Source organism: Streptomyces macrolidinus (assembly GCF_023887685.1).
GTDB lineage: Bacteria > Actinomycetota > Actinomycetes > Streptomycetales > Streptomycetaceae > Streptomyces > Streptomyces macrolidinus.
On the sequence record NZ_JAMWMR010000014.1, the window covers coordinates 127,908 to 151,827 of the forward strand.

A 23,920-nucleotide genomic window follows, 5' to 3' on the forward strand; every position below is an offset into this window, starting at 1 on the left:
ATGGACAACATCGACGTCGCCGTCATCGGTGGCGGCCAGTCCGGACTTGCCGCCGCCCACGCCCTGCTGCGCCGCGGGCTGCGGCCGGTGGTGCTGGAGGCATCCGACCGCACGGCTGGATCGTGGCCGCACTACTACGACAGCCTCACGCTGTTCTCGCCTGCCCGGTACAGCTCCCTGCCCGGGATGCCGTTCCCCGGCGCCGACCGCGACCGCTGTCCGCACCGCGATGAGGTCGTCGCCTACCTCACCGCCTACGCCGAGCACCTGGACGCCGAGATCCGCACTGGCAGCCGCGTCACTGCGATCCAGCGCGTCGGCGACGCCTTCGCTGTGGAACTGGAGGGCGGCGCTCGGCTGTCCGCGCGGGCCGTCGTGGCGGCCTCCGGGACGTTCGGGCGCCCGCACCGGCCGGCGCTGCCGGGCCTGGAGGAGTTCGCTGGTCAGGTGCTGCACGCGGCCGACTATCGCGAGCCGGCCCCATTCGCGGGCCGCCGAGTCGTGGTGGTTGGGGCCGGGAACTCCGCGGTGCAGATCGCTGCCGAGCTCGCCGAGACCGCACGCGTCACGCTCGCCACCCGAGGGCCGGTGAAGTTCGCTGCGCAGCGCGTCCTCGGCCGCGACCTGCACTTCTGGCTGGCCCGCACCGGCCTGGACATCGCACCCCTTGGGCGGTTTCTGCCGCGCCCGCCGACGCAGCTTGTCATTGACGACGGCCGCTACCGGGCCGCCCTGGCCGCCGGACAGCCCGACCGGCGGCCGCTGTTCACTGGTGCTGACGGAGCCAAGCTCATCTGGCCGGACGGGGAGCGTGAGGAAGTCGAGACGATCGTGCTGGCCACCGGTTACCGGCCTCACCTGCCCTACCTCGCTCCCCTCCACGGCGCCTTGGACAGCGACGGGAATCCCCGACGCCGCGAGGGGGTCGCCATCGGGGTGCCGGGGCTGGCGTTCGTCGGGCTGGAATGGCAGCGCAGTCTGTCGTCGAATTCGCTGCGCGGTGTGGGCCGGGACGCGGAGCGAGTCGCGCGGCGCCTGGCCGCCTGTCTCGCGCGCCGGTGACGATCCGCCCCCCTCTGGTTCGACATGTGTCAACATAAACATATGCCGAATGCCAAGGTGTTGCCGCTGCTCGAGTCCGACGCCGTGGTGCCGTGCTGCCCGCCGCTGACCGAGCGACCGATGACCGCCGAGGAGGCCGAGAGCGCCGCACGGATGTTCAAGGCCCTCGGCGACCCGGTCCGCCTGCGCCTGTTCTCCGCCGTGGCCTCTCACGAGGGCGGCGAGGCGTGCGTGTGCGACATCTCCGACGTCGGCGTCTCCCAGCCCACGGTGTCCCACCACCTGAAGAAGCTGAAGGAGGCCGGCCTGCTCACCTCCGAGCGGCGCGGCACCTGGGTCTATTACCGCGTCGAGCCGTCGGTGCTTGCCGCGATGGGCAAGCTGCTGGCCGTACCAGCCGCCGCCTGACGGGAGCAGGGGGAAGTGGTGAGCGGGACGCGGTGCGCGGACGTGGTCGAGCGCCGCAGTCCCGCATCACCTGACCGTCACCGAAGCTGTGCGATCGCGCGGGCCGCGTCGCGCGCCGGGCGGCCGACGCCGATGAGGGTGGCGGAAGCCGGGCCGGTCCAGTCGCCGTAGCCGAGCAGGTGCAGCCTCGGCTCGCCGACCGCGCGGGTGCCGTCGGTGGCGATCTGGCCGCGAGTCCCGCGCAGGCCCAGCGGGGCGAGGTGGGAAAGGGCGGGACGGAAGCCGGTGCACCAGACCACCGTGTCCGCGGGGGCGGATGTTCCGTCGCTCCATCGGATGCCGTCGGCGACGAGCCGTTCGAACATCGGCTGAGCCTTCAGCAGCCCGGAGTCCCGCGCCTCGCGAACCGGTGGGGCGGCGACGATGTCGCCGAGCGAGGCGACACCGCCGGTGTCGGTGCGGCCCTCGTCCAAGGCGCGGCGGCGGGCGGTGGCGGCATCGAACAGGGCGCGGCCGTCGATGTCGTCGGCGAGGAAGCGGGGCGGCCTCTGCGTGACCCAGGTCAGGTCGACGCCGCCGAGGGCGAGGTCGGCGGCGATCTGCGCGCCGGAGTTCCCGCCGCCGACCACGACCACTCGCTGTCCGGTGAAATCGGACGGGCGCCGGTAGCCGGTGGTGTGGAGCTGGCGGCCGGCGAACATCTCCCGGCCGGGGACGGCGGGCAGGAAGGGACGCCACCATGTGCCGGTGGCACTGATCACGGCCCGCGCCGACCAGTCACCGGCGTCCGTCTCCACCAGCAGCCGGCCACTGTCCCGGCGCACCGCCCGGGCGTGGACCGGACGCTGGACGGGCAGGTCGTAGCGCTGTTCGTAGTCGGCCAGGTACTCCACCAGGTGCCTGGCGTCCGGGTACTCCTGGCGTGGTTGAGCGGGCATGATCCAGCCGGGCAGGGAGGAGAACGCGGCTGGGGAGAACAGATGCAGGGAGTCCCAGGTGTGCTGCCAGGCCCCGCCTGGCGTGCTCTGGGCGTCGAGGACGACGAAGTCCAGGTTCTGGCGGCGCAGGTGGTAACCGGCAGCGAGCCCGGCCTGCCCGCCGCCGATCACCACAACATCCGCTGCCCTGGTCACAGGGCCGGAGCCGCTGCGGCCGGTGCCTCGGCTTCGGCGCACACCGTGCACAGCACCGTTCGCGCCTCAGCCTCGCCGGGGGTGCCGATGAGGCTGCCCCGACGCACGCTCCGGGACGTGATGCGGGCGTGTGCCGCGCAGACCCCGGCTCCGCAGCCCTGGCAGACGCCGACGGTGGGGCTGTTCGTTCCTGCGGTGCGGCAGTCGAGGCAGTGCATCAGCTGTCCCTTCCCGGGGTGGCGAGTGCTGCGGGGGCGAACTTCTTGCGCCAGGCCAGGGCGACGTACACGAGTCCGATCAGGACCGGGACTTCGATGAGCGGGCCGACGACGCCGGACAGGGCCTGGCCGGAGGTGACGCCGAAGGTGGCGATGGCGACGGCGATGGCCAGCTCGAAGTTGTTGCCCGCCGCGGTGAAGGCGAGGGTCGCGGTGCGGTCGTAGGCGAGGCCCAGGCCCTTGCCGAGCAGGAAGGTACCGAAGAACATGACCGCGAAGTAGACCAGCAGCGGCAGCGCGATCCGGGCGACGTCCAGCGGCTGCGAGGTGATGGTCTTGCCCTGCAGGGCGAAGAGAATGACGATCGTGAACAGCAGCCCGTACAGCGCCCACGGGCCGATCTTCGGCAGGAACTTCGCTTCGTAATCGGCGCGGCCCATCTTCTGCTCGCCGATGCGGCGGGTGAGGAAGCCGGCCAGCAGCGGGATGCCCAGGAAGATGATGACGTTCAGCGCGATGTGCCACACGGACACGTCCAGGCCCTGGCCGTCGCCGAGGTTCATCCAGCGCGGCAGCAGGTCGAGGTAGAACCAGCCCAGCAGGCCGAACGCGAGCACCTGGAACACCGAGTTCAGGGCGACCAGGACGGCGGCGGCCTCGCGGTCGCCGCACGCGAGGTCGTTCCAGATGATGACCATGGCGATGCAGCGCGCCAGGCCGACGATGATCAGGCCGGTGCGGTACTCGGGCAGGTCAGGCAGGAAGATCCAGGCCAGGGCGAACATGACGGCCGGGCCGACGATCCAGTTGATGACCAGCGAGGACACCATCAGCTTGCGGTCGCCGGTGACGGTGTCGAGCTTGTCGTAGCGGACCTTGGCAAGGACCGGGTACATCATGACCAGCAGACCGAGCGCGATCGGCAGGGAGATCCCGCCGATCTCGATCTTCGCGAGCGCATCGTTCATGCCCGGGACAAGACGCCCCAGGCCCAGGCCGACAGCCATGGCCAGCAGGATCCACACCGCGAGATAGCGATCGAGGGTGGAGAGCTTCTTGACGATCGAGTCGTCCCCGCCAGGGCCGGCGCCCTGAGCGGAGGCGGTGGTCGGTTCGGGGGAAGTCACGGGCAGGCCCTCTTGTTCTCGGCGGCGCTACGGGCGGAGGCGGCCAGTTCGGCGAACTGCGCGGACAGACCGGCCAGGACCTCGGGCTTGAGCTTGTAGTAGATGAAACGGCCGCACGGCTCGGTCGCCACCAGCCCGGCCTCTCGCAGCACCTTCATGTGGTTGGACAGGTTGGTCTGCTTGGCTCCGGTCTCCTCGACCAGGTGCGTCGTACAGAGCGTCTCGCGCGCCAGCAGAGTCACGATCTTCAGGCGGAGCGGATCGCCCAGCACCCGGATCACATCAGGATCGACTGAAGTCAGCATGCACTGATACTCTCACATCATCACCCGCTGACACCAGCGGGGACTGAAGTCACCGGCGGCAGAGTTCCGCCATGCGACGAGAGAGAACGATCACCATGGCCGACAAGCCGTCCGTCCTGTTCGTCTGCGTCCACAACGCCGGCCGCTCCCAGATGGCCGCCGCCTGGCTGACCCACCTGGCCGGAGACCGCGTCGAGGTCCGCTCCGCCGGCTCCAACCCCGGTGATCATGTCAACCCGGCCGCCGTCGAGGCCATGGCCGAGGTCGGCGTCGACATCTCCCAGGAGACGCCGAAGATCCTCACCATCGACGCGGTCCGCGAGTCGGACGTCTGCATCACCATGGGCTGCGGCGACACCTGCCCCGTCTTCCCCGGCAAGCGCTACCTCGACTGGAAGCTCGACGACCCGGCCGGACAGGGCGTCGAAGCCGTGCGCCCGATCCGCGACGAGATCAAGACCCTCATCGAAGGCCTGATCGCCGAGATCGCCCCCGCGAAGCCGGAGACCACGGCCTGAACGAGATACGGACGCCGCCCCCCGTCGGCTCCAGCTCTGGACGGTGTCGTCCTGCGAAACGTCTTCACCGGAGCTCCCTCGCCGCTCGACCCACGGCTCAGGCCGAGTCAGCGACCGCTGCCCTCCAGCCTGAGCGGCACTCGCAGGAGGGGGTCTCCGGAAGCCCATCGGGCGGCCCTGCCGCTGTCGTCCGCGCACCAGCCGTCATCGGGAAAGCAGAAGGAGGACCCGCAGGCGGCCTTAGTCCGGTCCTGTCACAGGCCGTCCGGCGTCAGCGCCCTGGGACAGATGCCGGGAAGCTGGTCACGCTGCTGATGCGACGGCCGACGTAGCGCAGGCCGATCACAGTGCTGCACGGAGAGCCCGAAGGTGCCGACGACCACGAGGACGGGCCGACCGCCCCGGGCAGGTCACGCCTTCGGCCGGCTGCCCGTCCGCGGAGCCGACACCGCCGCGCTCCAGCGCTCCGTCACCGCCGCCCTGCACGGAACCACAGCCCAGGTCAGCGCGGGCGCGGCGCGTGGCCCTGTGGAGTTCCTGGACGCGTCCGCCGCCCGGATCCGGCTCATCAGCATCGGCGGCGCCATGGGCGGCACGTCCCTGCTCGTCGCCAAGCCGACGGGCCTCCGCGGTGGCGAAGAAGAGGGAGGTCTGGTGGCGAACCGCCGTGTCCGGCGCGGCGATCCCGGTGATGCGGTACGTGCGCGGGGGCTGTGCCGACTGCACGGTGAGCCGGTCGCCGGGGCGCAGCCGGGCCCGGTCGGCGGGACTCCGGTCGATGACGAGGTCGATGTCCGCCCTGGGAGCGCTGCCGGTGGTGAGCCGGTACGGGGTGAGCGCGGCGGAGTCCCAGGCGTGACCTAAGACGGGCGCGGAGCCATCGGCGGCTGCCGCAGGCCCCAACGGCCGGGCGAGGAACGTGAGTTCGGACACGACACGGGACACGCCGGACACGTCCCGAAGTCAGTCGCCCAAGTCCTCGGGCAGCCAGGCGCGTTCGGTGATCGGCTTGGCCTTGTGTTTGGCCTTGGTCTTGCCCTTCTTGTGCTTGACGGTGGTCCGATGAACGTTCTGATCGGCGGAGACGAGCACAGGCGTGGCGGCATCGCGCTCGGTGCGGATCGTGCCGCGAAGCCCCGTTTCGAGCAGGGTGCCGCAGGCGGTGATGAGGACGGCCGCGCACATCAACGCGAAGAGGGCGCCGAGGAATCCGGCCTTACGGGCGCGGACGGTCCGGAGGGCATGGCGCAGCATCACGACGGCTCGACTCCTTGTGCCGGAAAGGACGGACGGCTCGCCGGCACGGGGAGTACGGGGGTGCGGAGTACCGGGTGCGAGGTCGGCGGCGTACGCGTGGTGGTTACGTGTACACACTCGTCCGTGCACAGGGGCCCGCGCGCTGCGGAGCTCCGGTGTCTTCAGCGGGGGCTAACCCCACTGTGCGGCGTCGTCCAGTCCCTCCGTGTCCTCCCCCTCGTCCGCCAGGGCCTGGCGGACCACCCGCAGGGCCATGCCCTCGGCGTAGCCCTTGCGGGCGAGCATGCCCGCGAGGCGGCGCAGGCGCTTGTCGCGGTCGAGGCCGCGCGTCGCGCGCAGCTTGCGGGCGACGAGTTCGCGCGCGGTCTCCTCCTCCTGCTCCGCGTCGAGCTGTCCCACCGCTTCCTCGATCAGCGCGGAGTCCACGCCCTTCGTCCGCAACTCCCGCGCGAGCGCGCGACGGGCCAGGCCCCGGCCGTGGTGCCGGGACTCCACCCAGGCGTCCGCGAAGGCGCTGTCGTCGATCAGTCCGACCTCCTCGAACCGCGACAGCACCTCGTCCGCCACGTCCTCGGGGATCTCCTTCTTGCGCAGGGCGTCCGCGAGTTGCTTGCGTGTGCGCGGGCTTCCGGTGAGCAGGCGCAGACAGATCGCCCGCGCCCGTTCGGCCGGGTCACCGGCCCCGGCGGGCTCTTCCTCCTCGGCCCTCGACGAGAAGGAAGAGCCTAGGTCCGGTCCGCCACCGGACGCTTCTCCGGCGGCGCGCCGCCGGCCTCTTCGGCGCCCCCCGCGCGCGCCACCGTCACCGAGCCGAGCGCCCTCGTCCGCGCCCCCGTCGCCGGGCGGCGTGCCGTACGCCTCGTCGCCGTGCCCGGCGGCTCCCCCGTCGCCCCGGTCACGCCTCCCCTGCGCGACGTCGAGGTCGGCGTACTCGGCCCAGTCGGTTCGTCGTGTCATGGGCTAGCTCTTGGCCGCCGAGGCCTTGGACTTGCCGGACTTGGCCGCGGGCGCCGTCTTGGCGGTGTCCCCGGCCGCGGGCGTGGCACCCGCTGCGTCCGCGCCCGGCTCGGCGGTGGGCTGCTCCGGGTGCACCCCGACGCCCAGCTTCTCCTTGATCTTCTTCTCGATCTCGTTGGCCAGGTCGGGGTTGTCCTTCAGGAAGTTGCGCGCGTTCTCCTTGCCCTGGCCGAGCTGGTCTCCCTCGTACGTGTACCAGGCGCCGGCCTTGCGGACGAAGCCGTGCTCGACGCCCATGTCGATCAGGCCGCCCTCACGGCTGATGCCCTGCCCGTAGAGGATGTCGAACTCGGCCTGCTTGAAGGGCGGGGCGACCTTGTTCTTGACGACCTTGCACCGCGTGCGGTTGCCGACGGCCTCCGTGCCGTCCTTCAGGGTCTCGATGCGGCGGATGTCGATACGCACCGAGGCGTAGAACTTCAGCGCCCGACCACCCGTCGTGGTCTCCGGGGAGCCGAACATCACGCCGATCTTCTCGCGGAGCTGGTTGATGAAGATCGCGGTGGTCTTGGACTGGTTGAGCGCGCTGGTGATCTTCCGCAGGGCCTGGCTCATCAGACGGGCCTGGAGACCCACGTGGCTGTCGCCCATCTCACCCTCGATCTCCGCGCGCGGGACGAGCGCGGCGACGGAGTCGATGACGATGAGGTCGAGCGCGCCGGAGCGGACCAGCATGTCCACGATCTCCAGCGCCTGCTCGCCGTTGTCCGGCTGGGAGAGGATCAGGTTGTCGATGTCGACGCCCAGCTTGCGCGCGTACTCGGGGTCGAGGGCGTGCTCGGCGTCCACGAAGGCGACCTGGCCGCCGGCCTTCTGCGCGTTCGCCACCGCGTGCAGGGTCAGGGTCGTCTTGCCGGAGGACTCCGGTCCGTAGATCTCGACCACTCGGCCGCGCGGCAGGCCACCGACGCCGAGGGCCACGTCGAGTGCGGTCGACCCGGTCGGGATGACCTCGATGGGCTCCTGCGACCGCTCGCCCATGCGCATGACCGCGCCCTTGCCGAATTGTCGTTCAATCTGTGCGAGCGCGGCGTCCAGGGCCTTCTCGCGGTCGGTTCCTGCCATGGGTTCCACCCGGTTTGCTTGAGTCGATCGCTTCACGTCAAAGACGCTAACGCCTGCCACTGACAATGCGCCTCGACGCCCGTCCGGCCTGTGGATAACTCGGGCACTCCCCCACCGAGAACCGCGCCGGAACCCCCATAAGAATGGATGTTCGATTTTGGTGTCAAGCGCGACCCGGCACCGCTCTCCGGACGGGATACTGGAGCCATGCGGTTGACGGTCTTCTGGCAGCGGATGGCGGAGCACTTCGGTGCGGGGTACGCCGACACGTTCGCGCGCGATCACGTGATGTCCGAGCTGGGCGGGCGCACGGTGCATCAGGCACTGGACGCCGGCTGGGCGGCCAAGGACGTGTGGCACGCGGTGTGCGCGGCCATGGACCTGCCGCAGGAGAAGCGCTGACGGACCCCGGACGCGCCGGGGCGCGCTCCTGCCCCTACATCGGGCGTCTACGCAGGTCAGCGGCGTTGTCAGTGGGTGGGTGCAGGATGGATCCATGGTCCGTTCCGCACTCCGAGCCCTCGACGGCTTCTCGCCCGCGACCCGCGGCTGGTTCACGGGGGCGTTCTCCGCGCCCACCGCGGCCCAGGCCGGGGCCTGGCGCGCCATCGGCGAGGGATCGGACGTGCTCGTGGTCGCCCCGACCGGCTCCGGCAAGACCCTGGCCGCGTTCCTCGCCGCGCTCGACCAACTGACCTCCACCCCGCCGCCCGCCGACCCCAAGAAGCGCTGCCGGGTGCTGTACGTGTCCCCGCTGAAGGCCCTCGCGGTGGACGTGGAGCGCAATCTGCGCAGTCCGCTCACGGGCATCCGCCATGAGTCGGTCCGGCTCGGCCTGCCCGAGCCGGAGGTGAAGGTCGGCATCCGCTCCGGCGACACCCCGGCCGCCGAGCGCCGCTCCCTGGCCACGCGGCCACCGGACATCCTGATCACCACGCCGGAATCGCTGTTCCTGATGCTGACCTCGGCCGCGCGTGACGCGCTCACGGGCGTGGAGACGGTGATCCTGGACGAGGTCCACGCGGTCGCGGGTACGAAGCGGGGCGCGCATCTGGCGCTCTCCCTGGAGCGGCTCGACGAACTGCTGCCGCGGCCCGCGCGCCGTATCGGCCTGTCGGCCACCGTCCGCCCGGTGGACGAGGTGGCCCGCTTCCTCTCGCCACGCCGCAAGGTGGAGATCGTCCAGCCCGAGTCCGGCAAGGAGTTCGACCTCTCCGTCGTCGTCCCCGTCGAGGACCTCGGCGAGCTGGGAGGCTCCCCGGTCGCCGAGGCGTCCGAGGGCGCGGAGCGCCCGTCGATCTGGCCGCATGTGGAGGAGCGGATCGCCGATCTGGTCCAGGCCCACCGCTCCACGATCGTGTTCGCCAACTCCCGCCGCCTCGCGGAGCGGCTGTGCAACCGGCTCAACGAGATCGCCTACGAGCGGACCACCGGCGAGACGCCGGCGGAGCACCACGCGCCCGCCGAGCTGATGGGCGGTTCGGGCGCGGCCCGGGGCGCGCCCCCGGTGCTCGCCCGCGCGCATCACGGCTCGGTCTCCAAGGAGCAGCGTGCCCTCGTGGAGGAGGACCTCAAGGCGGGCCGGCTGCCCGCCGTGGTCGCCACCTCCAGCCTGGAGCTGGGCATCGACATGGGCGCGGTGGACCTCGTCGTCCAGGTCGAGTCACCGCCGTCCGTGGCGTCCGGGCTCCAGCGCGTGGGCCGCGCCGGGCACCAGGTCGGCGCGGTCTCCACGGGCGTGGTCTTCCCCAAGTACCGCGGCGACCTCGTGCAGTCCGCCGTGGTCACGGAGCGGATGCGCACCGGGGCGATCGAGTCGCTGAGGGTCCCGGCGAACCCGCTGGACGTGCTCGCCCAGCAGCTCGTCGCCATGACCGCGCTCGACACCTGGCAGTTCGACGACCTCCTCGCGACGGTCCGCCGGGCGGCCCCCTTCGCCTCGCTCCCTGAGTCGGCGTTCACGGCGGTGCTGGACATGCTCGCCGGGCGCTATCCCTCCGACGCCTTCGCGGAGTTGCGCCCCCGGGTGGTGTGGGACCGGATCGCGGGCACGATCACGGGCCGTCCGGGCGCCCAGCGGCTGGCCGTCACCTCCGGGGGCACGATCCCGGACCGCGGCCTGTTCGGGGTGTTCCTCGCCGGGTCCGACCCGAAGAAGGGCGGTGGCCGGGTCGGCGAGCTGGACGAGGAGATGGTGTACGAGTCCCGCGTCGGGGACGTGTTCACCCTGGGCACCAGCTCCTGGCGGATCGAGGACATCACGCGCGACCGCGTCCTGGTCTCCCCCGCGCCCGGCGTCCCCGGCCGGCTGCCCTTCTGGAAGGGCGACCAGCTCGGCCGCCCGCTCGAACTGGGCCGTGCGGTGGGCGCGTTCCTGCGCAAGGTGGGCTCGCTGCCCGAACAGGACGCGCGGCGGCGGCTGCTGGCCGCGGGGCTGGACGCCTGGGCCGCGGACAACGTGCTGTCGTACCTGGCCGAACAGCGCGAGGCCTGCGGCCATGTCCCGGACGACCGCACGATCGTCGTCGAGCGGTTCCGCGACGAGCTGGGCGACTGGCGGATCGTCGTGCACTCCCCCTTCGGCGCCCAGGTCCACGCCCCGTGGGCGCTCGCGCTCGGTGCCCGGCTCGCCGAGCGGTACGGCATGGACGCCCAGGTCATGCACGCCGACGACGGCATCGTGCTGCGGCTGCCCGACGCCGAGCTGATGAGCCTGGAGCTGCTGGACCAGGACCCGTCGAAGACGGGCACCTCCTGGGACACGGCGGCCGACGCCGACCAGGCGCCCGTCGGCGCGGCGGACGTCGTCTTCGACAAGGGCGAGGTCGACCAGACCGTCACCGACCAGGTCGGCGGATCGGCGCTGTTCGCGTCCCGGTTCCGCGAGTGCGCCGCTCGCGCGCTGCTGCTGCCGCGCCGCAGCCCCGGCAAGCGCACCCCGCTGTGGCAGCAGCGCCAGCGCGCCGCCCAACTGCTCCAGGTAGCGAGCGAGTTCGGCTCGTTCCCGATCGTCCTGGAGGCCGTCCGCGAGTGCCTTCAGGACGTCTTCGACGTCCCCGGACTCGTGGAGCTGATGGGCGACATCGAGTCCCGCAAGGTGCGGCTGGTCGAGGTCACCACACCCGAGCCGTCCCCCTTCGCCCGCTCGCTCCTGTTCGGGTATGTCGCGCAGTTCCTCTACGAGGGGGACTCGCCGCTGGCCGAGCGGCGCGCCGCCGCGCTGTCGCTGGACTCCCGGCTGCTGGCCGAGCTGCTGGGCCAGGCGGAGCTGCGCGAGCTGCTCGACGCCGAGGTCCTGGCCGAGCTGGAGCGCGAGCTGCAGTGGCTCACCGAGGACCGGCGCGTCAAGGACGTCGAAGGCGTCGCGGACGTCCTGCGCCTGCTGGGACCGCTCACGGACGCGGAGTTGACGGAGCGCGGCGCCGAGCCGCAGTGGGCCGAGGAGCTGGGCGCCGCCCGCCGCGCCATCAGGGTCCGTATCGCGGGTGCCGACCACTGGGCCGCGGTCGAGGACGCGAGCCGACTGCGCGACGCCCTCGGCACGGCCCTGCCGGTGGGCGTCCCGGAGGCGTTCACGGAGCCGGTCAAGGACCCGCTCGGCGACCTCCTCGCGCGGTACGCCCGCACGCACGGCCCCTTCACCTCGGCCACCGCCGCCGCGCGGTTCGGGCTCGGCGTGGCCGTCACGGAGGGCGCGCTGCACCGGCTCGCCGCGTCCGGCCGGATCGTGCAAGGGGAGTTCCACCCGGCGGGGATCGGCCAGGAGTGGTGCGACGCGACGGTGCTGCGCAGGCTGCGGCGCCGTTCGCTGGCGGCGCTGCGACAGGAGGTGGAGCCGGTGGCTCCGGCGGCCCTGGCCCAGTTCCTGCCGCAGTGGCAGCACATCGGCAGCGGGCACGGCCTGCGGGGCGTCGACGGACTGGTGCGCGCGATCGAGCAGTTGCAGGGCGCGTCCGTGCCCGCGTCCGCCCTGGAGAAGCTCGTCCTGCCCTCCCGCGTCTCCTCCTACGCGCCCGGCATGCTGGACGAACTCACGGCCGCCGGCGAGGTGGTGTGGGCGGGCGCGGGCGCGCTGCCCGGCAAGGACGGCTGGGTCTCGCTGTATCCGGCGGACACCGCCCCCCTTCTGCTGCCCGCGCCGCACCCGTTGGAGCTGACGGCCCTCCACCAGTCGGTCCTCGACGCCCTCGCGGGGGGCTACGGCCTCTTCTTCCGCCAGATCGCCGACCGCGTCCGCGCCACGACGCACCCGGACGCCACGGACGCTCAACTGGCCGACATCATCTGGGACTTGACCTGGTCGGGACGGCTGACGAACGACACGCTCGCGCCGATGCGGTCGCTGCTCGGCTCAGGCCGCACGGCGGGCTCCACCGCCCACCGCGCCAAGCGCGCGGTCCCGCGCGGGCGCTACGGCTCGTTGACCGCCGCCGCCCGCCCGTCGTCCCGTACGGGCCCGCCGACCGTCGCGGGGCGCTGGTCGCTGCTGCCCGCCCGCGAGGCCGACCCCACCGTCCGCGCCCACGCCCTGGCCCGCACGCTCCTGGACCGGCACGGTGTGGTGACCCGGGGCGCGGTCGCCGCGGAGGGTGTGGAGGGCGGCTTCTCGGCGACGTACCGCATCCTGTCCGCCTTCGAGGACAGCGGTCAGGCCCGGCGCGGCTATGTCGTCGAGGGACTCGGCGCGGCGCAGTTCGCGATGGACGGCGCGGTCGACCGGCTGCGCGCGGTGGCGAACGCGCGCGAGCGGGGCGAGACACTGCCGGACCCGGGCGCGGCGGACCCGTTCGCCGCCGACCCCTTCGACACAGGCGGGACGGTGCCGGACCCGCTGTCGGCCCCGGGGTACGGAGGCCCGCGCTCGGGCTCCGGCTTCCCCGCCGCGGACACCGCCTCCCGCTTCCCCTCCGCCCGCGGCCTGCCGCCGCACCGCACCCGCTCCACCGACTCCCCTCGCGCCGTCGTCCTCGCCGCCGCCGACCCGGCGAACGCGTACGGCTCGGCGCTGCCCTGGCCCGAGCCGCCCACGGGCGCGGGGCACAAGCCGGGGCGCAAGGCGGGCTCACTGGTGGTCCTGGTCGACGGCGATCTGGTCCTCTACATGGAGCGCGGCGGCAAGACCCTGCTGGCCTGGCCCATCACCCCGCAGACCGGCCCGACGGAGGACGCCCGCCTGCGCACGGCCGCCGAGGCCCTCGCGGCGGCGGCACACGCGGGCTCCCTCGGCACGGTCACGGTGGAGCGGGTCAACGGCGCCTCCGCCCTCTCGTCCCCGTTCGGCATCCTGCTGGAAGGAGCGGGCTTCATCGCGACCCCCCGAGGGCTGCGCATACGCGCGTAAGCCCGCGGCGCCCCGAGCCGGACACCAGCCACGGACGCACCCCCGGCCGGTACCCCCAGCGGCATGCCACCCTGGACCCATGCCCGAAGGCGACACCGTCCACCAAGCCGCGACGCGGCTGCGCGACGCTCTCGCGGGCCAGGTGCTGACCCGCTGCGACCTCAGGGTGCCCAGGTACGCCACGGCAGATCTCACGGGGCGTACGGTCCTGGACGTCGTCCCCCGCGGCAAGCATCTCCTCGCCCGCATCGAGGGCGGGCTCACGCTGCACTCCCATCTGAAGATGGACGGCGCGTGGAAGGTCTACGCGCCGGGGCAGCGCTGGAGCGGCGGCCCCGCCCACCAGATCCGGGCCGTTCTCGCCACCGACGACCGTACGGCCGTCGGGTACCGACTGCCCGTCCTGGAACTGCTGCGCACCACCGACGAGCACCGCGCGGTGGGCCATCTGGGACCCGACCTCCTGGGCCCCGACTGGGACCCCGACAGGGCGCTGGAGAACCTGCTGCGGGACCCCGCCCGCCCCGTCGGCGAGGCCCTCCTCGACCAGCGCAACCTGGCCGGAATCGGCAATGTCTACAAGAGCGAACTGTGCTTCCTGCTGGGCGTGACCCCCTGGCTCCCGATCGGCGACCTGCCCGCCGAGCACGCCGCCCGGCTGCCCGCCCTCGCAAGGAAGCTCCTGGTGGCGAACCGCGACCGCCCCGCGCGCAGCACCACCGGGCGGCGCGACCCGAGACTCTTCGTCTACGGCCGCGCCCCTCGGCCCTGTCTGCGCTGCGGCACCCCGGTCCGGGTGGCCGACCAGGGCGACGGCTCCCGTGAGCGCCCCACCTACTGGTGCCCGTCCTGCCAGCCAGGCCCGACCCCGACCGACACGAACAGACCCGACACCCGCCCCGACACACGTAGGTGACGCCCCATCAGGAATCGCTCGCTTCACCGACCGATGCGTCGATACGCCGGTGCGCCGGTGGGCGGGTCTGCGCGGCGAGCGCCAGGACGACCCCGAGGTGAACACCCCTCACCCCGGTCACACGCCCTGGCCTCGCTCTCGCGCAGCCCGCCACTGCAGCCGCGACCGCACCCATCCGTCCGGCCCCGCCGCCCCCACGGCACGGGCCTTGGGCACACAGTGCACCGGCAGGAGGCTCAGCCCCCACCCCCCGGTCACGACCGCACCTTCCAGCACCCCCGCATCGGGTGCCAGCACGAGTCGGAGTGCCCCCCACCACCACAGCGCACCCAGCGCCAGCGCCACCCCCCAGCGCGCCGTACGCCCCGCCATGGCCGTCACCTCCCACCCGAGAAACCAGACCCTAGAACGACCTGTCACGGCCGGGGAGGGCGCACCACCGGCACACGGGCGCACCGCGCCCGGCGCGTACCCACGGCGACCGTCGCACCCGGCGCACACCGCCGGGCACACCGCCGAGCGCACCGGGCCGCGCCCGGATCCGAGCCCTCTGCCCTCACCCGTGCGCCGCCTGGAACATCCAGTGATGCTTCTCGAGGTCCGCGGTGATGGAGATGAAGATGTCCTGGCTCACCGGATCCGGTTCGGCGGTCGCCTCCACCCGCTCCCGCATCCGTGCGATCACCGCGCCCAGCGCCGCCACCAGGGTGCCCACCGCGTCCGTGTCCTTGACCCAGCCCTGGGGCACGGAGCCGATGCCGCTGCCCTGGGCGACCGTCGCGGCCCGGCCGTCCGGCGGGACGCCCAGCGCCGAGGCCCGCTCCGCCACGGTGTCCGAATGCAGCCGCGCACTGTCGACGACCTCGTCGAGCTGGAGATGGATGGAACGGAAGCGCGGTCCGATCACGTTCCAGTGGACCTGTTTCGCCACCAGGGAGAGGTCCACCAGGTCGACCAGGGCGCCTTGCAGCGCCTCGGAGACGGTCCTGAGGTCCGCGTCGGACAGCGGGCTCTTCACGACGTACATCGACTTCCTCCGCGAGGATTCGTACGACCCCGAGCCCCCGCCTTCTCCACCATGACCGCCGCACGCGGGCCCGGCAACGGGAAGGCCGCCACCGCCGCCACCGGCCCCGCTGCCCCCGAACCACACAAGAGCCCCGGCCGTACCCCTCCGGAACTGTCCGGAAGGGCCCCGGCCGAGGCTCTGACATCTGCCGTCGGCTCACCCGCCCACAGGTGTGAGGACCGGGCGGGGTGTGAAGATCAGGCGGCGGCCACGCCCACCGCTTCGGCGGGCGCCTTGATCGTGACCCGTTCCGGCGGGACGCCGGTGACGGACACGGAATTGAGCATCGGACGACGCACCGGAGCGGGCACCGGCTCGGTGGCCGCCGCGGACTGCGCCAGCTCGGCGAGTGCGAGTTCGTCGCTCACTTCCCGCATGAGCTCGGACATCCGTACGTCCAGCGCGTCGCAGATCGCGGAGAGCAGCTCGGAGGACGCCTCCTTCTGCCCCCGCTCCACCTCGGAGAGATAGCCGAGCGAGACTCGGGCGGACGAGGAGACTTCGCGCAGAGTACGGCCCTGGCGCTGGCGCTGCCGACGCAGCACGTCACCCAGCAGGCGACGGAGCAGAATCATCGGTGGCTCCCTCCTCGGACCGCGAAACCGCATCCTTCACGCCCCACCGTACCGCCTTGCGCCGCGGCCGTGCGGGGAGCGCTGTTGTGTTCACTAAGGGCTGTAACCATCAAGTCCCCCCGTTCTCTTCCGTATCCTGTGCCCGCTCGTTCGCGGCCTGTTCGCCCGCCAGCTCTTGCAGCAGCAGTGCGAGTACGCTCCGTACACTCTCCCCACGGATGTCCGCACGGCCACCTCTCAACCGCAAGGACGCCACTTTCCCGCCACCCGGTTCACCCGCGGCCCCGCGCGGTCCGTCCACCGCCACGAAGACCGTGCCGACCGGCTGCCCGTCCTGTGGCTCGGGCCCGGCCACTCCGGTCGTGGCCACCCCCCAGTCCGCGCCGAGCGCCTTGCGGACACCGGCCGCCATCTGGGCCGCGACCTGCGGATCCACCGCACCGCGCGCGGCCAGCAGGGTGGCGTCGACGCCGAGGACGTCCCGTTTGAGATCGGTGGCGTAGGCGGTGACGGAACCGCGGAAGGCCTGGGAGGCCCCGGCCACCGCCGTGATCTCCGCGGCCACCAGGCCCCCGGTCAGCGACTCGGCGACGGCGAGCGTCTCGCCTCTTGCCGTGAGGAGCCGCAGCACGTCGACGGCCAGGGCCGTCACCGCTCGGTCTCCTCGGCCGCGGCCCGGCGCGCGGCGATCGAACGCCGGCGCAGCACCACGGCCTGCCGCACATAGTCGAGCCCGGTGACGATGGTCAGGACGAGCGCCACGGCCATCACCCAGAACCTGAGGCTCGCGAGCCATCCGGTGAGGGCCAGGACGTACATCCCGACGGCCACGCCCTGCGTCAGCGTCTTCAGCTTGCCGCCGCGGCTGGCCGGGATCACACCGTGGCGGATCACCAGGAAGCGCAGCAGGGTGACCCCCAGCTCACGGCCGAGGATCACCACGGTCACCCACCACGGCAGATCGCCGAGCCAGGACAGGCAGATCAGCGCCGCGCCCATGATCGCCTTGTCGGCGATGGGGTCGGCGATCTTCCCGAAGTCGGTGACGAGGTTGTAGGTGCGCGCCAGATGACCGTCGAACAGGTCGGTGATCATGGCGATGGCGAAGGCGGCCCAGGCGAGCGAGCGCCATGCCGGGTCGTATCCGCCGTCGGCCATCATCAGCGCGACGAAGCCCGGTACGAGGACCAGACGGAGCATCGTCAGGAGGTTGGCGACGTTCCAGACGCTGGCCTGGTTGACCGCGGCGGCGGCCAGTTTGGCGCCCCGCGCCGGCCGTGCGCCGTCCCCGGCGCCGGAGGCATGGGGCGCGCCCGGACCCTGCACCGACTCGGCGGCCGGAACGCCGGAGGCACCCTGGGTGCCCGTACCGCGCGCGCTCGAGGAGCCGCCCGCCGCGGATGCCGGGATTCCGGTCATCTGCCCGCCTCCTCAGGACACTCGAGCGAGCCCGCGTAAGGCTCGGCCACCAGATCGACCCCCGCCGTACCGATCACCTTCGCCTCGACCATACGGCCGACGACGAGTCCTTCGCGCTCCGTGAAGAGCACTTGGCCGTCCGTCTCGGGCGCCTGGTGCGCGGCACGGCCGTAGGCGCCGTCCTCGTCGTCGACCGACTCCACCAGGACCTGGACGGTCTCGCCGACGCGCTCCTCGGCGCGCTGCGACACCAGTTCCTCGGCGAGCCGGGAGACCCGGGCCAGCCGCTCGGCGACGACGTCCTCGTCGAGCTTGTTCTCGTACGTCGCCGCTTCCGTGCCCTCCTCGTCGGAGTAGCCGAAGACGCCGATCGCGTCCAGGCGCGCGCCGTTCAGGAAGCGCTCCAGTTCGGCGAGGTCGGCCTCGGTCTCGCCGGGGAAGCCCACGATGAAGTTGGAGCGCACACCGGCCTGCGGTGCCTTGCTTCTGATGGTGTCGAGCAGTTCCAGGAAGCGGTCGGTGTCACCGAAGCGGCGCATGGCGCGCAGGACACCGGGCGCGGAGTGCTGGAAGGACAGGTCGAAGTAGGGCACGACCTTCGGCGTGGAGGTGAGGACGTCGATGAGTCCGGGGCGCATCTCGGCGGGCTGGAGGTAGCTGACGCGGACGCGCTCGATGCCGTCGACCTCGGCGAGTTCGGGCAGCAGGGACTCCAGGAGGCGGATGTCGCCGAGGTCCTTGCCGTAGGAGGTGTTGTTCTCGGAGACCAGCATGATCTCCTTGACGCCCTGCTCGGCCAGCCAGCGCGTCTCGTTCAGCACATCGCTCGGGCGGCGCGAGATGAAGGAGCCGCGGAAGGACGGGATGGCGCAGAAGGAGCAGCGCCGGTCGCAGCCGGAGGCGAGCTTCACCGAGGCGACCGGGGTTCCGTCCAGTCGGCGGCGCAGGGGCGCGCGGGGGCCCGACTGCGGGGCCACGCCCTCGGGAAGGTCGGTCGGGGCGCCGTGCCCGGGGAGGGCGACGTCCGAGGCGGACTGCCGCTCCACGGGGCTGATCGGCAGCAGCTTGCGCCGGTCACGCGGGGTGTGCGAGGCGTGGATGCCGCCGTTCAGGATGGTCTGGAGCCGGTCCGAGATGTCGGTGTAGTCGTCGAAACCGAGGACGCCGTCGGCCTCCGGGAGGGCCTCGGCGAGTTCCTTGCCGTACCGCTCGGCCATGCAGCCCACCGCCACGACGGCCTGCGTTCTGCCGTGGTCCTTGAGGTCGTTGGCCTCCAACAGGGCGTCGACGGAGTCCTTCTTCGCGGCTTCGACGAAGCCGCAGGTGTTCACGACCGCGACGTCCGCATCGGCGGCGTCCTCGACGAGCTGCCAGCCGTCCGCCTCCAAACGGCCTGCGAGCTCCTCCGAGTCCACCTCGTTACGGGCGCAGCCAAGGGTGACGAGTGCGACGGTACGGCGTTCAGGCATGGGCTCAAGACTACTTCGTCCCGCCGACGGCCCATGTCGACGGGGTTGACCGACCTTGGTCAACCCCGTGCGTCGCGGACCGTCCGGCGGAACTTCGCCTCCTCGCGGGGGCACAGGTCATCCGGTGACCGGGTCGCCCTTGGTGTACGACAGCCGCTCGACCTGGCCGGGCCGGAAGTCGTCCTCGATCTTCTTGCCGTTGACGTACAGCTCGATGGCGCCTGCGTCCCCGAGGACCAGGTCGATCTTCTCCTTGTCCTGGAAGGACTGCGAGTCGCCCTGCTTGAGCAGCCCGTCGAAGAGTGTGCGGCCGTTGTGGTCCTTGGCCGAGATCCAGCTACGGCCGTCGGTGGCGCTCACCTGGACGGTGACCTTGTCGCGGGGCGCGGCGGCGATGGCGCTGTCGGACGGCTCGGGGCTCCGCTGTGCGGGCTCGCTGCTCTTGGGCGAGGGCGAGACGGACTTCCCGATGCTCGGCGCGGAGCCCTTGGCGCCCTGCGGTTTCACGCTCTGCCCGCCGGTCCCCTTGACCATGGTGAAGCCCACGAAGCCGATCACGACGACGATCGCCGCGACCATGGCCGCGGTCCAGTTGGGCCTGCGTCGCTCGGGGCGGATGCGTTCGGCCTCGAAGAGCGGGGCGGCGGGGGTCGGCTCGGGCCGTCCGCCGTACTCGGCCGCGTACTGCTCGAGCAGGGGTTCGGGAGGGAGATGGACCGCCTGCGCCAGCGCGCGGAGGTGACCGCGGGCGTAGACGTCGCCGCCGCAGGGCGCGAAGTCGTCCCGTTCGATCGCGTGCACGATGGCGGCGCGGACCCGGGTGGCCTCGCTGACGTCGTCGACGCTCAGCCCGGCCGCGATGCGCGCCTGTTGCAGGGCGAGACCGATCGGGCGGCGATGCGACGTGGAGGCGTGTTCACGATCGTCTTCGAACGGACGCTCGTCCTCGGGGAAGTTGCCGTCAGGAGAGTTGCCGATGGACACGGGGGGCGCCTTTCGAGCGTGTAGCCACCTGTGCTGGAGGTTCAGTCTAGGGGGGTGACGAAAGGGTGAGGCAACCGGCCGATAGGATTTTGTACTCCATCAGAACGGCCGGTCATCCGGATGGCGGGACATATACCTGCTCCCTTGCTCACCTTGACGTCGCACGGCGCGAAAGGGTTGCCCGACGCCCCCTTACGAGTCGGTCACGGACGAGCCTTGCGAGTCGTACGAGCCGCTCACGACCGCCGCTACGGGTGAGGCTCCCCGCAACGGCCGCCGCTGCAGGCGGGATTCACTCCCCGCGGATCACGGCGAGCACCCCGTCCAGCTCGTCGGGCTTCACCAGGACGTCACGCGCCTTGGATCCCTCGCTGGGGCCGACGATGCCGCGCGACTCCATGAGATCCATGAGCCGTCCGGCCTTGGCGAACCCGACGCGCAGCTTGCGCTGGAGCATCGAGGTGGACCCGAACTGGGTGGAGACGACCAGCTCGGCCGCCTGGCACAGCAGGTCGAGGTCGTCGCCGATGTCCTCGTCGATCTCCTTCTTCTTCTGGCCGCCCACGACGACGTCGTCCCGGAAGACGGGCGTCATCTGGTCCTTGCAGTGCTGGACGACGGCCGCGATCTCGTCCTCGGTCACGAACGCGCCCTGCATACGCGTCGGCTTGTTCGCGCCCATCGGCAGGAAGAGCCCGTCGCCCTTGCCGATCAGCTTCTCGGCGCCGGGCTGGTCGAGGATGACGCGCGAGTCGGCCAGCGAGGACGTGGCGAAGGCGAGCCGGGAGGGCACGTTCGCCTTGATCAGACCCGTGACGACGTCCACGGACGGCCGCTGCGTGGCGAGCACCAGATGGATACCGGCCGCACGCGCGAGCTGCGTGATGCGCACGATCGCGTCCTCGACGTCCCTGGGCGCGACCATCATCAGGTCGGCCAGCTCGTCGACGATCACCAGCAGATACGGGTAGGGCTGGAGCTCGCGCTCGCTGCCCTCGGGCGGCTTGACCTTGCCGCTCCTGACCGCCTTGTTGAAGTCGTCGATGTGCCGGAAGCCGTACGCCGCGAGGTCGTCGTAGCGCAGGTCCATCTCCCGTACGACCCACTGGAGCGCCTCGGCGGCCCGTTTGGGGTTGGTGATGATCGGGGTGATCAGGTGCGGGATGCCCTCGTACGCGGTCAGCTCGACGCGCTTGGGGTCGACCAGGACCATGCGCACGTCCTCCGGGGTCGCGCGCATCATGATCGAGGTGATCAGGCAGTTGATGCAGGACGACTTGCCGGAACCGGTCGCTCCGGCGACCAGCATGTGCGGCATCTTGGCGAGGCTGTGCATCACATAGCCGCCCTCGACGTCCTTGCCGAAGGCGACCAGCATCGGGTCGTCGTCCTCGGCGGAGTCGGCGAGCCGCAGTACGTCACCGACGTTGACCATCTCGCGGTCGGTGTTCGGGATCTCGATGCCGACCGCGGACTTGCCGGGGATCGGGCTGATGATCCGTACGTCGGGGCTGGCGACGGCGTACGCGATGTTCTTGGTGAGCGCGGTGATCCGCTCGACCTTCACGGCGGGGCCCAGCTCCACCTCGTACCGCGTGACCGTCGGACCACGGGTGAAGCCGGTGACGGCCGCGTCGACCTTGAACTCGCTGAAGACGTTGGTCAGGGAGGCGACGACGGCGTCGTTGGCGGCACTGCGCGCCTTGCCGGGTCCGCCGCGCGTGAGCAGGTCGAGCGAGGGCAGGGCGTAGGTGATGTCGCCGGACAACTGGAGCTGCTCGGCGCGGGGCGGCAGGTCGCGGGGCGGCTGCGGGGCCGCCTTGGTCAGATCGGGTACCGCGGCCTCGGCCGGATCGGGGACCGCGGCCTTGGTCAGGTCGGGCACCGCCGCCTTGGCCGCGGGCTTGTCCTGCCGGGGGCGCGCGGCCGGTACCGGCGTCGGCGTGGTCGGCTCGTTCTCCCCGATGCTCACCCCGTGGGTGAGGTCGGCGACGAGCGGGGAGGGCGGCATGCCGTGCAGCACGGCTCCGTCGAGCGCGGCAGCGGCGGCAGCGGCGACGTCCACCGCGTCCATCCGCCGGCCCGGGTCGGGCTGCCGCACGGCGGGGCGCCGGGGACGGCTGCGACGCCCCGCGAGCGCCTCCTGCTCGGCGGCGTCCGGATCGTAGGGGTCGTACGCGGCGTCGGCGGGCCCGCGCCGCCGGGAGCGGGGCAGTGCCTCGCGCCACTGCTCGTCGTAGCGCTCGTCGTCCGCGGTGCGGGTGTCGTGCACGATCCCGAGCCTGAGGCCGAGCTGCCGCAGCCGCTGCGGGATGGCGGTGACGGGGGTGGCGGTGACCACGAGCAGGCCGAAGAACGTGAGCAGGACGAGCAGCGGTACGGCGAGGACGTCGCCCATGGTGTACGTCAGCGGGGTGGCCGCGCCCCAGCCGATGAGCCCGCCGGCGTCCCTTATCGCCTGCATGCCGTCGCTGCGGGCGGGCCCTCCGCAGGCGATGTGCACCTGGCCGAGCACGCCGATGACGAGCGCGGACAGGCCGATGACGATACGGCCGTTGGCGTCCAAGCGGTCCGGGTGCAGGATCAGGCGCACGGCGAGGGCACCGAGCAGGATCGGCACGAGCAGATCGAGGCGGCCGAAGGCGCCGGTCACCAGGATCTCGACGAGATCGCCGACGGGGCCGCGCAGATGGGCCCAGGTGCCCGCGGCGACGATCAGGGACAGAGCGAGCAGCAGGAGTGCGATGCCGTCCTTGCGGTGCGCCGGATCGAGCCCCTTCGCGCCCCGCCCCAGGCCGCGGAACATCGCTCCGACGGCGTGCGCGACGCCGAGCCACAGGGCGCGTACGAGCTTGTACACGCCCGCGGTCGGGTTGGGCGCCGGCGCGGGGGCGGGCTTCCTGGCCGCCGCCTTCCTGGCGGGCGCCGCCTTCTTCGCGGCGGCCTTCTTCGCGGGGGCCTTGCGCGCCGGAGCCTGTTTCGGAGCGGTCGCCTTCTTCGCGGGCGACTTCTTGGCAGCGGGACGTGAGGCCATGAGTGTGAGGTTACCGGTGGAGGCGGCAGGGGACACGTGTGCCTCCTGCTTCACCCGTTCGTGTCGCCCGGTGATCGGCACGAAACTGACGTGCGCTCACGAGGGGTGCGCCGTACGGCGGACAGGGCGGCGCGGGAGGACGGCTTCTCCGGATTCTGACCGCCCAACGGCCGCCAGTTCTGGCCGACGGGCCGTCAGCTCTCCCAACGGGCCGTCAGTTCTGCGACGGCACCTGCGGGGTGCCGCTGCCCGTGCCCGGTTCCAGCGCGTCCAGCGCTCTGCGCAGGCCCGTGAGCTTGCGTTCGAGATGGGCCGCGGTCGCCACCGCCGCCGCGCCCGCCGCGTCGTCGTCGAGCTGCTTGGACAGCGCCTCGGCCTGCTCCTCGACCGCCGCGAGCCGCGCGGAGAGTTCCGCGAGAAGACCCACCGGCTCCCTGCCCTCGCCGAGCGCGGACCTACCGCCGCTCTCCAACTGCAGCCGCAACAGGGCGGCCTGCTCGCGGAGTTGGCAGTTCTTCATGTACAGCTCGACGAACACCGAGACCTTCGCGCGCAGCACCCACGGGTCGAACGGCTTGGAGATGTAGTCCACCGCACCGGCCGCATAGCCGCGGAAGGTGTGATGCGGACCGTGGTTGATGGCGGTCAGGAAGATGATCGGAATGTCACGGGTCCGCTCCCGTCGCTTGATGTGCGCGGCGGTTTCGAAACCGTCCATACCCGGCATCTGGACGTCCAGCAGAATGACCGCGAAGTCGTCCGTCAACAGCGCCTTGAGCGCTTCCTCCCCGGACGATGCCCTGACCAGCGTCTGATCGAGCGCGGAGAGGATGGCCTCCAGCGCCAGCAGATTCTCCGGCCGGTCATCGACCAGGAGGATCTTGGCCTTCTGCACCATGGCCCGCCCTCCTCGCCCCGGCTTGGGGCCGCCCCTGTCCGCAGGATTCGAGGCGGCGCCACCATCTGCCGCCCCGGGGGACGACTCCCTTGCGCCGCCCGCCCT

22 protein-coding genes are annotated in these 23,920 nt (G+C 71.9%); 6 read left to right on the forward strand and 16 right to left on the reverse strand.

Going from position 1 to position 23,920, the window contains the following annotated elements:
- Both NGF19_RS17380 and NGF19_RS17385 read left to right on the forward strand, forming a co-directional pair.
- Positions 1–1,062 (forward strand): flavin-containing monooxygenase, encoded by a 1,062-nt coding sequence (locus tag NGF19_RS17380; protein WP_252425858.1) that lies wholly within the window; start codon positions 1–3, stop codon positions 1,060–1,062.
- Between the two features lie 42 nt (positions 1,063–1,104).
- Positions 1,105–1,470 carry an ArsR/SmtB family transcription factor gene (locus NGF19_RS17385; RefSeq protein WP_252425859.1) on the forward strand — a complete coding sequence of 122 codons (366 nt, stop codon included), beginning with the start codon at positions 1,105–1,107 and terminating at the stop codon, positions 1,468–1,470.
- A 77-nt stretch (positions 1,471–1,547) separates the two neighbouring features.
- On the opposite strand, the gene NGF19_RS17390 is transcribed toward NGF19_RS17385, so the two are convergent.
- Genes NGF19_RS17390 through NGF19_RS17400 form a run of 4 tightly spaced genes read right to left on the reverse strand, consistent with a single transcriptional unit; the run spans position 1,548 to position 4,253 of the window.
- Positions 1,548–2,603, reverse strand: a complete 1,056-nt coding sequence (locus NGF19_RS17390) for an ArsO family NAD(P)H-dependent flavin-containing monooxygenase (RefSeq protein ID WP_252425860.1) — start codon at positions 2,601–2,603, stop codon at positions 1,548–1,550.
- A complete protein-coding gene (locus NGF19_RS31130) occupies positions 2,600–2,821 on the reverse strand; it encodes a DUF2180 family protein (RefSeq protein WP_372505670.1) in 222 nt (73 codons plus the stop codon). Before NGF19_RS31130 ends, NGF19_RS17390 begins: the two co-directional genes overlap by 4 nt.
- Complete coding sequence (arsB, locus tag NGF19_RS17395) at positions 2,821–3,948, reverse strand: ACR3 family arsenite efflux transporter (RefSeq protein WP_252425861.1); 1,128 nt, start codon at positions 3,946–3,948, stop codon at positions 2,821–2,823. The genes NGF19_RS31130 and arsB overlap by 1 nt, the downstream gene beginning before the upstream one ends.
- The gene (locus NGF19_RS17400) at positions 3,945–4,253 is read right to left on the reverse strand and encodes an ArsR/SmtB family transcription factor (RefSeq protein ID WP_252425862.1); all 309 of its coding nucleotides are present in this window, start codon (positions 4,251–4,253) and stop codon (positions 3,945–3,947) included. Before NGF19_RS17400 ends, arsB begins: the two co-directional genes overlap by 4 nt.
- Before the next feature lie 95 nt (positions 4,254–4,348).
- Between NGF19_RS17400 and NGF19_RS17405 the strand changes: the two genes are divergently transcribed.
- Positions 4,349–4,771 carry an arsenate reductase ArsC gene (locus tag NGF19_RS17405; protein ID WP_252425884.1) on the forward strand — a complete coding sequence of 141 codons (423 nt, stop codon included), beginning with the start codon at positions 4,349–4,351 and terminating at the stop codon, positions 4,769–4,771.
- Positions 4,772–5,113: 342 nt separating this feature from the next.
- Here NGF19_RS17405 and NGF19_RS31135 read toward each other — a convergent pair whose 3' ends face one another.
- The 4 genes from NGF19_RS31135 to recA all read right to left on the reverse strand — a co-directional run bounded on the left by NGF19_RS31135 (position 5,114) and on the right by recA (position 8,110).
- The gene (locus NGF19_RS31135) at positions 5,114–5,716 is read right to left on the reverse strand and encodes an ABC transporter permease family protein (protein ID WP_372505671.1); all 603 of its coding nucleotides are present in this window, start codon (positions 5,714–5,716) and stop codon (positions 5,114–5,116) included.
- A gap of 18 nt (positions 5,717–5,734) precedes the next feature.
- Positions 5,735–6,028 carry a hypothetical protein gene (locus NGF19_RS31140; protein WP_372505672.1) on the reverse strand — a complete coding sequence of 98 codons (294 nt, stop codon included), beginning with the start codon at positions 6,026–6,028 and terminating at the stop codon, positions 5,735–5,737.
- A 171-nt stretch (positions 6,029–6,199) separates the two neighbouring features.
- Positions 6,200–6,985 (reverse strand): recombination regulator RecX, encoded by a 786-nt coding sequence (gene recX / locus NGF19_RS17415; protein ID WP_252425863.1) that lies wholly within the window; start codon positions 6,983–6,985, stop codon positions 6,200–6,202.
- Positions 6,986–6,988: 3 nt separating this feature from the next.
- On the reverse strand, positions 6,989–8,110 hold the full coding sequence (gene recA, locus NGF19_RS17420) for a recombinase RecA (RefSeq protein WP_252425864.1): 1,122 nt from the start codon (positions 8,108–8,110) through the stop codon (positions 6,989–6,991).
- Between the two features lie 207 nt (positions 8,111–8,317).
- Between recA and NGF19_RS17425 the strand changes: the two genes are divergently transcribed.
- The 3 genes from NGF19_RS17425 to NGF19_RS17435 all read left to right on the forward strand — a co-directional run bounded on the left by NGF19_RS17425 (position 8,318) and on the right by NGF19_RS17435 (position 14,367).
- A complete protein-coding gene (locus tag NGF19_RS17425; RefSeq protein WP_252425865.1) occupies positions 8,318–8,512 on the forward strand; it encodes a DUF3046 domain-containing protein in 195 nt (64 codons plus the stop codon).
- A 94-nt stretch (positions 8,513–8,606) separates the two neighbouring features.
- Positions 8,607–13,451: an ATP-dependent helicase gene (locus NGF19_RS17430; RefSeq protein ID WP_252425866.1), complete on the forward strand. Its 4,845-nt coding sequence runs from the start codon at positions 8,607–8,609 to the stop codon at positions 13,449–13,451.
- Between the two features lie 79 nt (positions 13,452–13,530).
- On the forward strand, positions 13,531–14,367 hold the full coding sequence (locus tag NGF19_RS17435) for an Fpg/Nei family DNA glycosylase (RefSeq protein WP_252425867.1): 837 nt from the start codon (positions 13,531–13,533) through the stop codon (positions 14,365–14,367).
- Between the two features lie 556 nt (positions 14,368–14,923).
- Here the strand turns inward: NGF19_RS17435 and NGF19_RS17445 are convergent.
- From NGF19_RS17445 to NGF19_RS17480, 8 genes are all read right to left on the reverse strand, one after another.
- Positions 14,924–15,394, reverse strand: a complete 471-nt coding sequence (locus NGF19_RS17445) for a Dps family protein (RefSeq protein WP_252425869.1) — start codon at positions 15,392–15,394, stop codon at positions 14,924–14,926.
- Positions 15,395–15,633: 239 nt separating this feature from the next.
- Entirely contained in the window at positions 15,634–16,011 is a 378-nt protein-coding gene (locus tag NGF19_RS17450) for a helix-turn-helix domain-containing protein (protein ID WP_252425870.1), read from the reverse strand.
- Positions 16,012–16,120: 109 nt separating this feature from the next.
- Entirely contained in the window at positions 16,121–16,663 is a 543-nt protein-coding gene (locus NGF19_RS17455) for a CinA family protein (protein ID WP_252425871.1), read from the reverse strand.
- Positions 16,660–17,430, reverse strand: a complete 771-nt coding sequence (pgsA, locus tag NGF19_RS17460; protein ID WP_252425872.1) for a CDP-diacylglycerol--glycerol-3-phosphate 3-phosphatidyltransferase — start codon at positions 17,428–17,430, stop codon at positions 16,660–16,662. The genes NGF19_RS17455 and pgsA overlap by 4 nt, the downstream gene beginning before the upstream one ends.
- Positions 17,427–18,899, reverse strand: coding sequence for a 30S ribosomal protein S12 methylthiotransferase RimO (gene rimO, locus NGF19_RS17465; RefSeq protein WP_252425873.1), 1,473 nt, complete (start codon positions 18,897–18,899; stop codon positions 17,427–17,429). Before rimO ends, pgsA begins: the two co-directional genes overlap by 4 nt.
- Before the next feature lie 117 nt (positions 18,900–19,016).
- Complete coding sequence (locus tag NGF19_RS17470; RefSeq protein ID WP_252425874.1) at positions 19,017–19,883, reverse strand: helix-turn-helix domain-containing protein; 867 nt, start codon at positions 19,881–19,883, stop codon at positions 19,017–19,019.
- 292 nt (positions 19,884–20,175) lie between these two features.
- The gene (locus NGF19_RS17475) at positions 20,176–22,917 is read right to left on the reverse strand and encodes a DNA translocase FtsK (RefSeq protein ID WP_252425875.1); all 2,742 of its coding nucleotides are present in this window, start codon (positions 22,915–22,917) and stop codon (positions 20,176–20,178) included.
- A 214-nt stretch (positions 22,918–23,131) separates the two neighbouring features.
- Positions 23,132–23,815 (reverse strand): response regulator, encoded by a 684-nt coding sequence (locus NGF19_RS17480; protein WP_252425876.1) that lies wholly within the window; start codon positions 23,813–23,815, stop codon positions 23,132–23,134.
- Positions 23,816–23,920: the final 105 nt, after the last annotated feature.

Excerpts from the sequence above, each read along its gene's own strand:
- NGF19_RS17380 (WP_252425858.1), top strand. The coding sequence starts at position 1 with ATGGACAACATCGACGTCGCCGTCATCGGTGGCGGCCAGTCCGGACTT.
- NGF19_RS17385 (WP_252425859.1), top strand. The coding sequence starts at position 1,105 with ATGCCGAATGCCAAGGTGTTGCCGCTGCTCGAGTCCGACGCCGTGGTG.
- NGF19_RS31130 (WP_372505670.1), bottom strand. The coding sequence starts at position 2,821 with ATGCACTGCCTCGACTGCCGCACCGCAGGAACGAACAGCCCCACCGTC.
- NGF19_RS17400 (WP_252425862.1), bottom strand. The coding sequence starts at position 4,253 with ATGCTGACTTCAGTCGATCCTGATGTGATCCGGGTGCTGGGCGATCCG.
- NGF19_RS17405 (WP_252425884.1), top strand. The coding sequence starts at position 4,349 with ATGGCCGACAAGCCGTCCGTCCTGTTCGTCTGCGTCCACAACGCCGGC.
- recX (WP_252425863.1), bottom strand. The coding sequence starts at position 6,985 with ATGACACGACGAACCGACTGGGCCGAGTACGCCGACCTCGACGTCGCG.
- recA (WP_252425864.1), bottom strand. The coding sequence starts at position 8,110 with ATGGCAGGAACCGACCGCGAGAAGGCCCTGGACGCCGCGCTCGCACAG.
- NGF19_RS17425 (WP_252425865.1), top strand. The coding sequence starts at position 8,318 with ATGCGGTTGACGGTCTTCTGGCAGCGGATGGCGGAGCACTTCGGTGCG.
- NGF19_RS17430 (WP_252425866.1), top strand. The coding sequence starts at position 8,607 with ATGGTCCGTTCCGCACTCCGAGCCCTCGACGGCTTCTCGCCCGCGACC.
- NGF19_RS17435 (WP_252425867.1), top strand. The coding sequence starts at position 13,531 with ATGCCCGAAGGCGACACCGTCCACCAAGCCGCGACGCGGCTGCGCGAC.
- NGF19_RS17445 (WP_252425869.1), bottom strand. The coding sequence starts at position 15,394 with ATGTACGTCGTGAAGAGCCCGCTGTCCGACGCGGACCTCAGGACCGTC.
- NGF19_RS17450 (WP_252425870.1), bottom strand. The coding sequence starts at position 16,011 with ATGATTCTGCTCCGTCGCCTGCTGGGTGACGTGCTGCGTCGGCAGCGC.
- pgsA (WP_252425872.1), bottom strand. The coding sequence starts at position 17,430 with ATGACCGGAATCCCGGCATCCGCGGCGGGCGGCTCCTCGAGCGCGCGC.
- rimO (WP_252425873.1), bottom strand. The coding sequence starts at position 18,899 with ATGCCTGAACGCCGTACCGTCGCACTCGTCACCCTTGGCTGCGCCCGT.
- NGF19_RS17475 (WP_252425875.1), bottom strand. The coding sequence starts at position 22,917 with ATGGCCTCACGTCCCGCTGCCAAGAAGTCGCCCGCGAAGAAGGCGACC.
- NGF19_RS17480 (WP_252425876.1), bottom strand. The coding sequence starts at position 23,815 with ATGGTGCAGAAGGCCAAGATCCTCCTGGTCGATGACCGGCCGGAGAAT.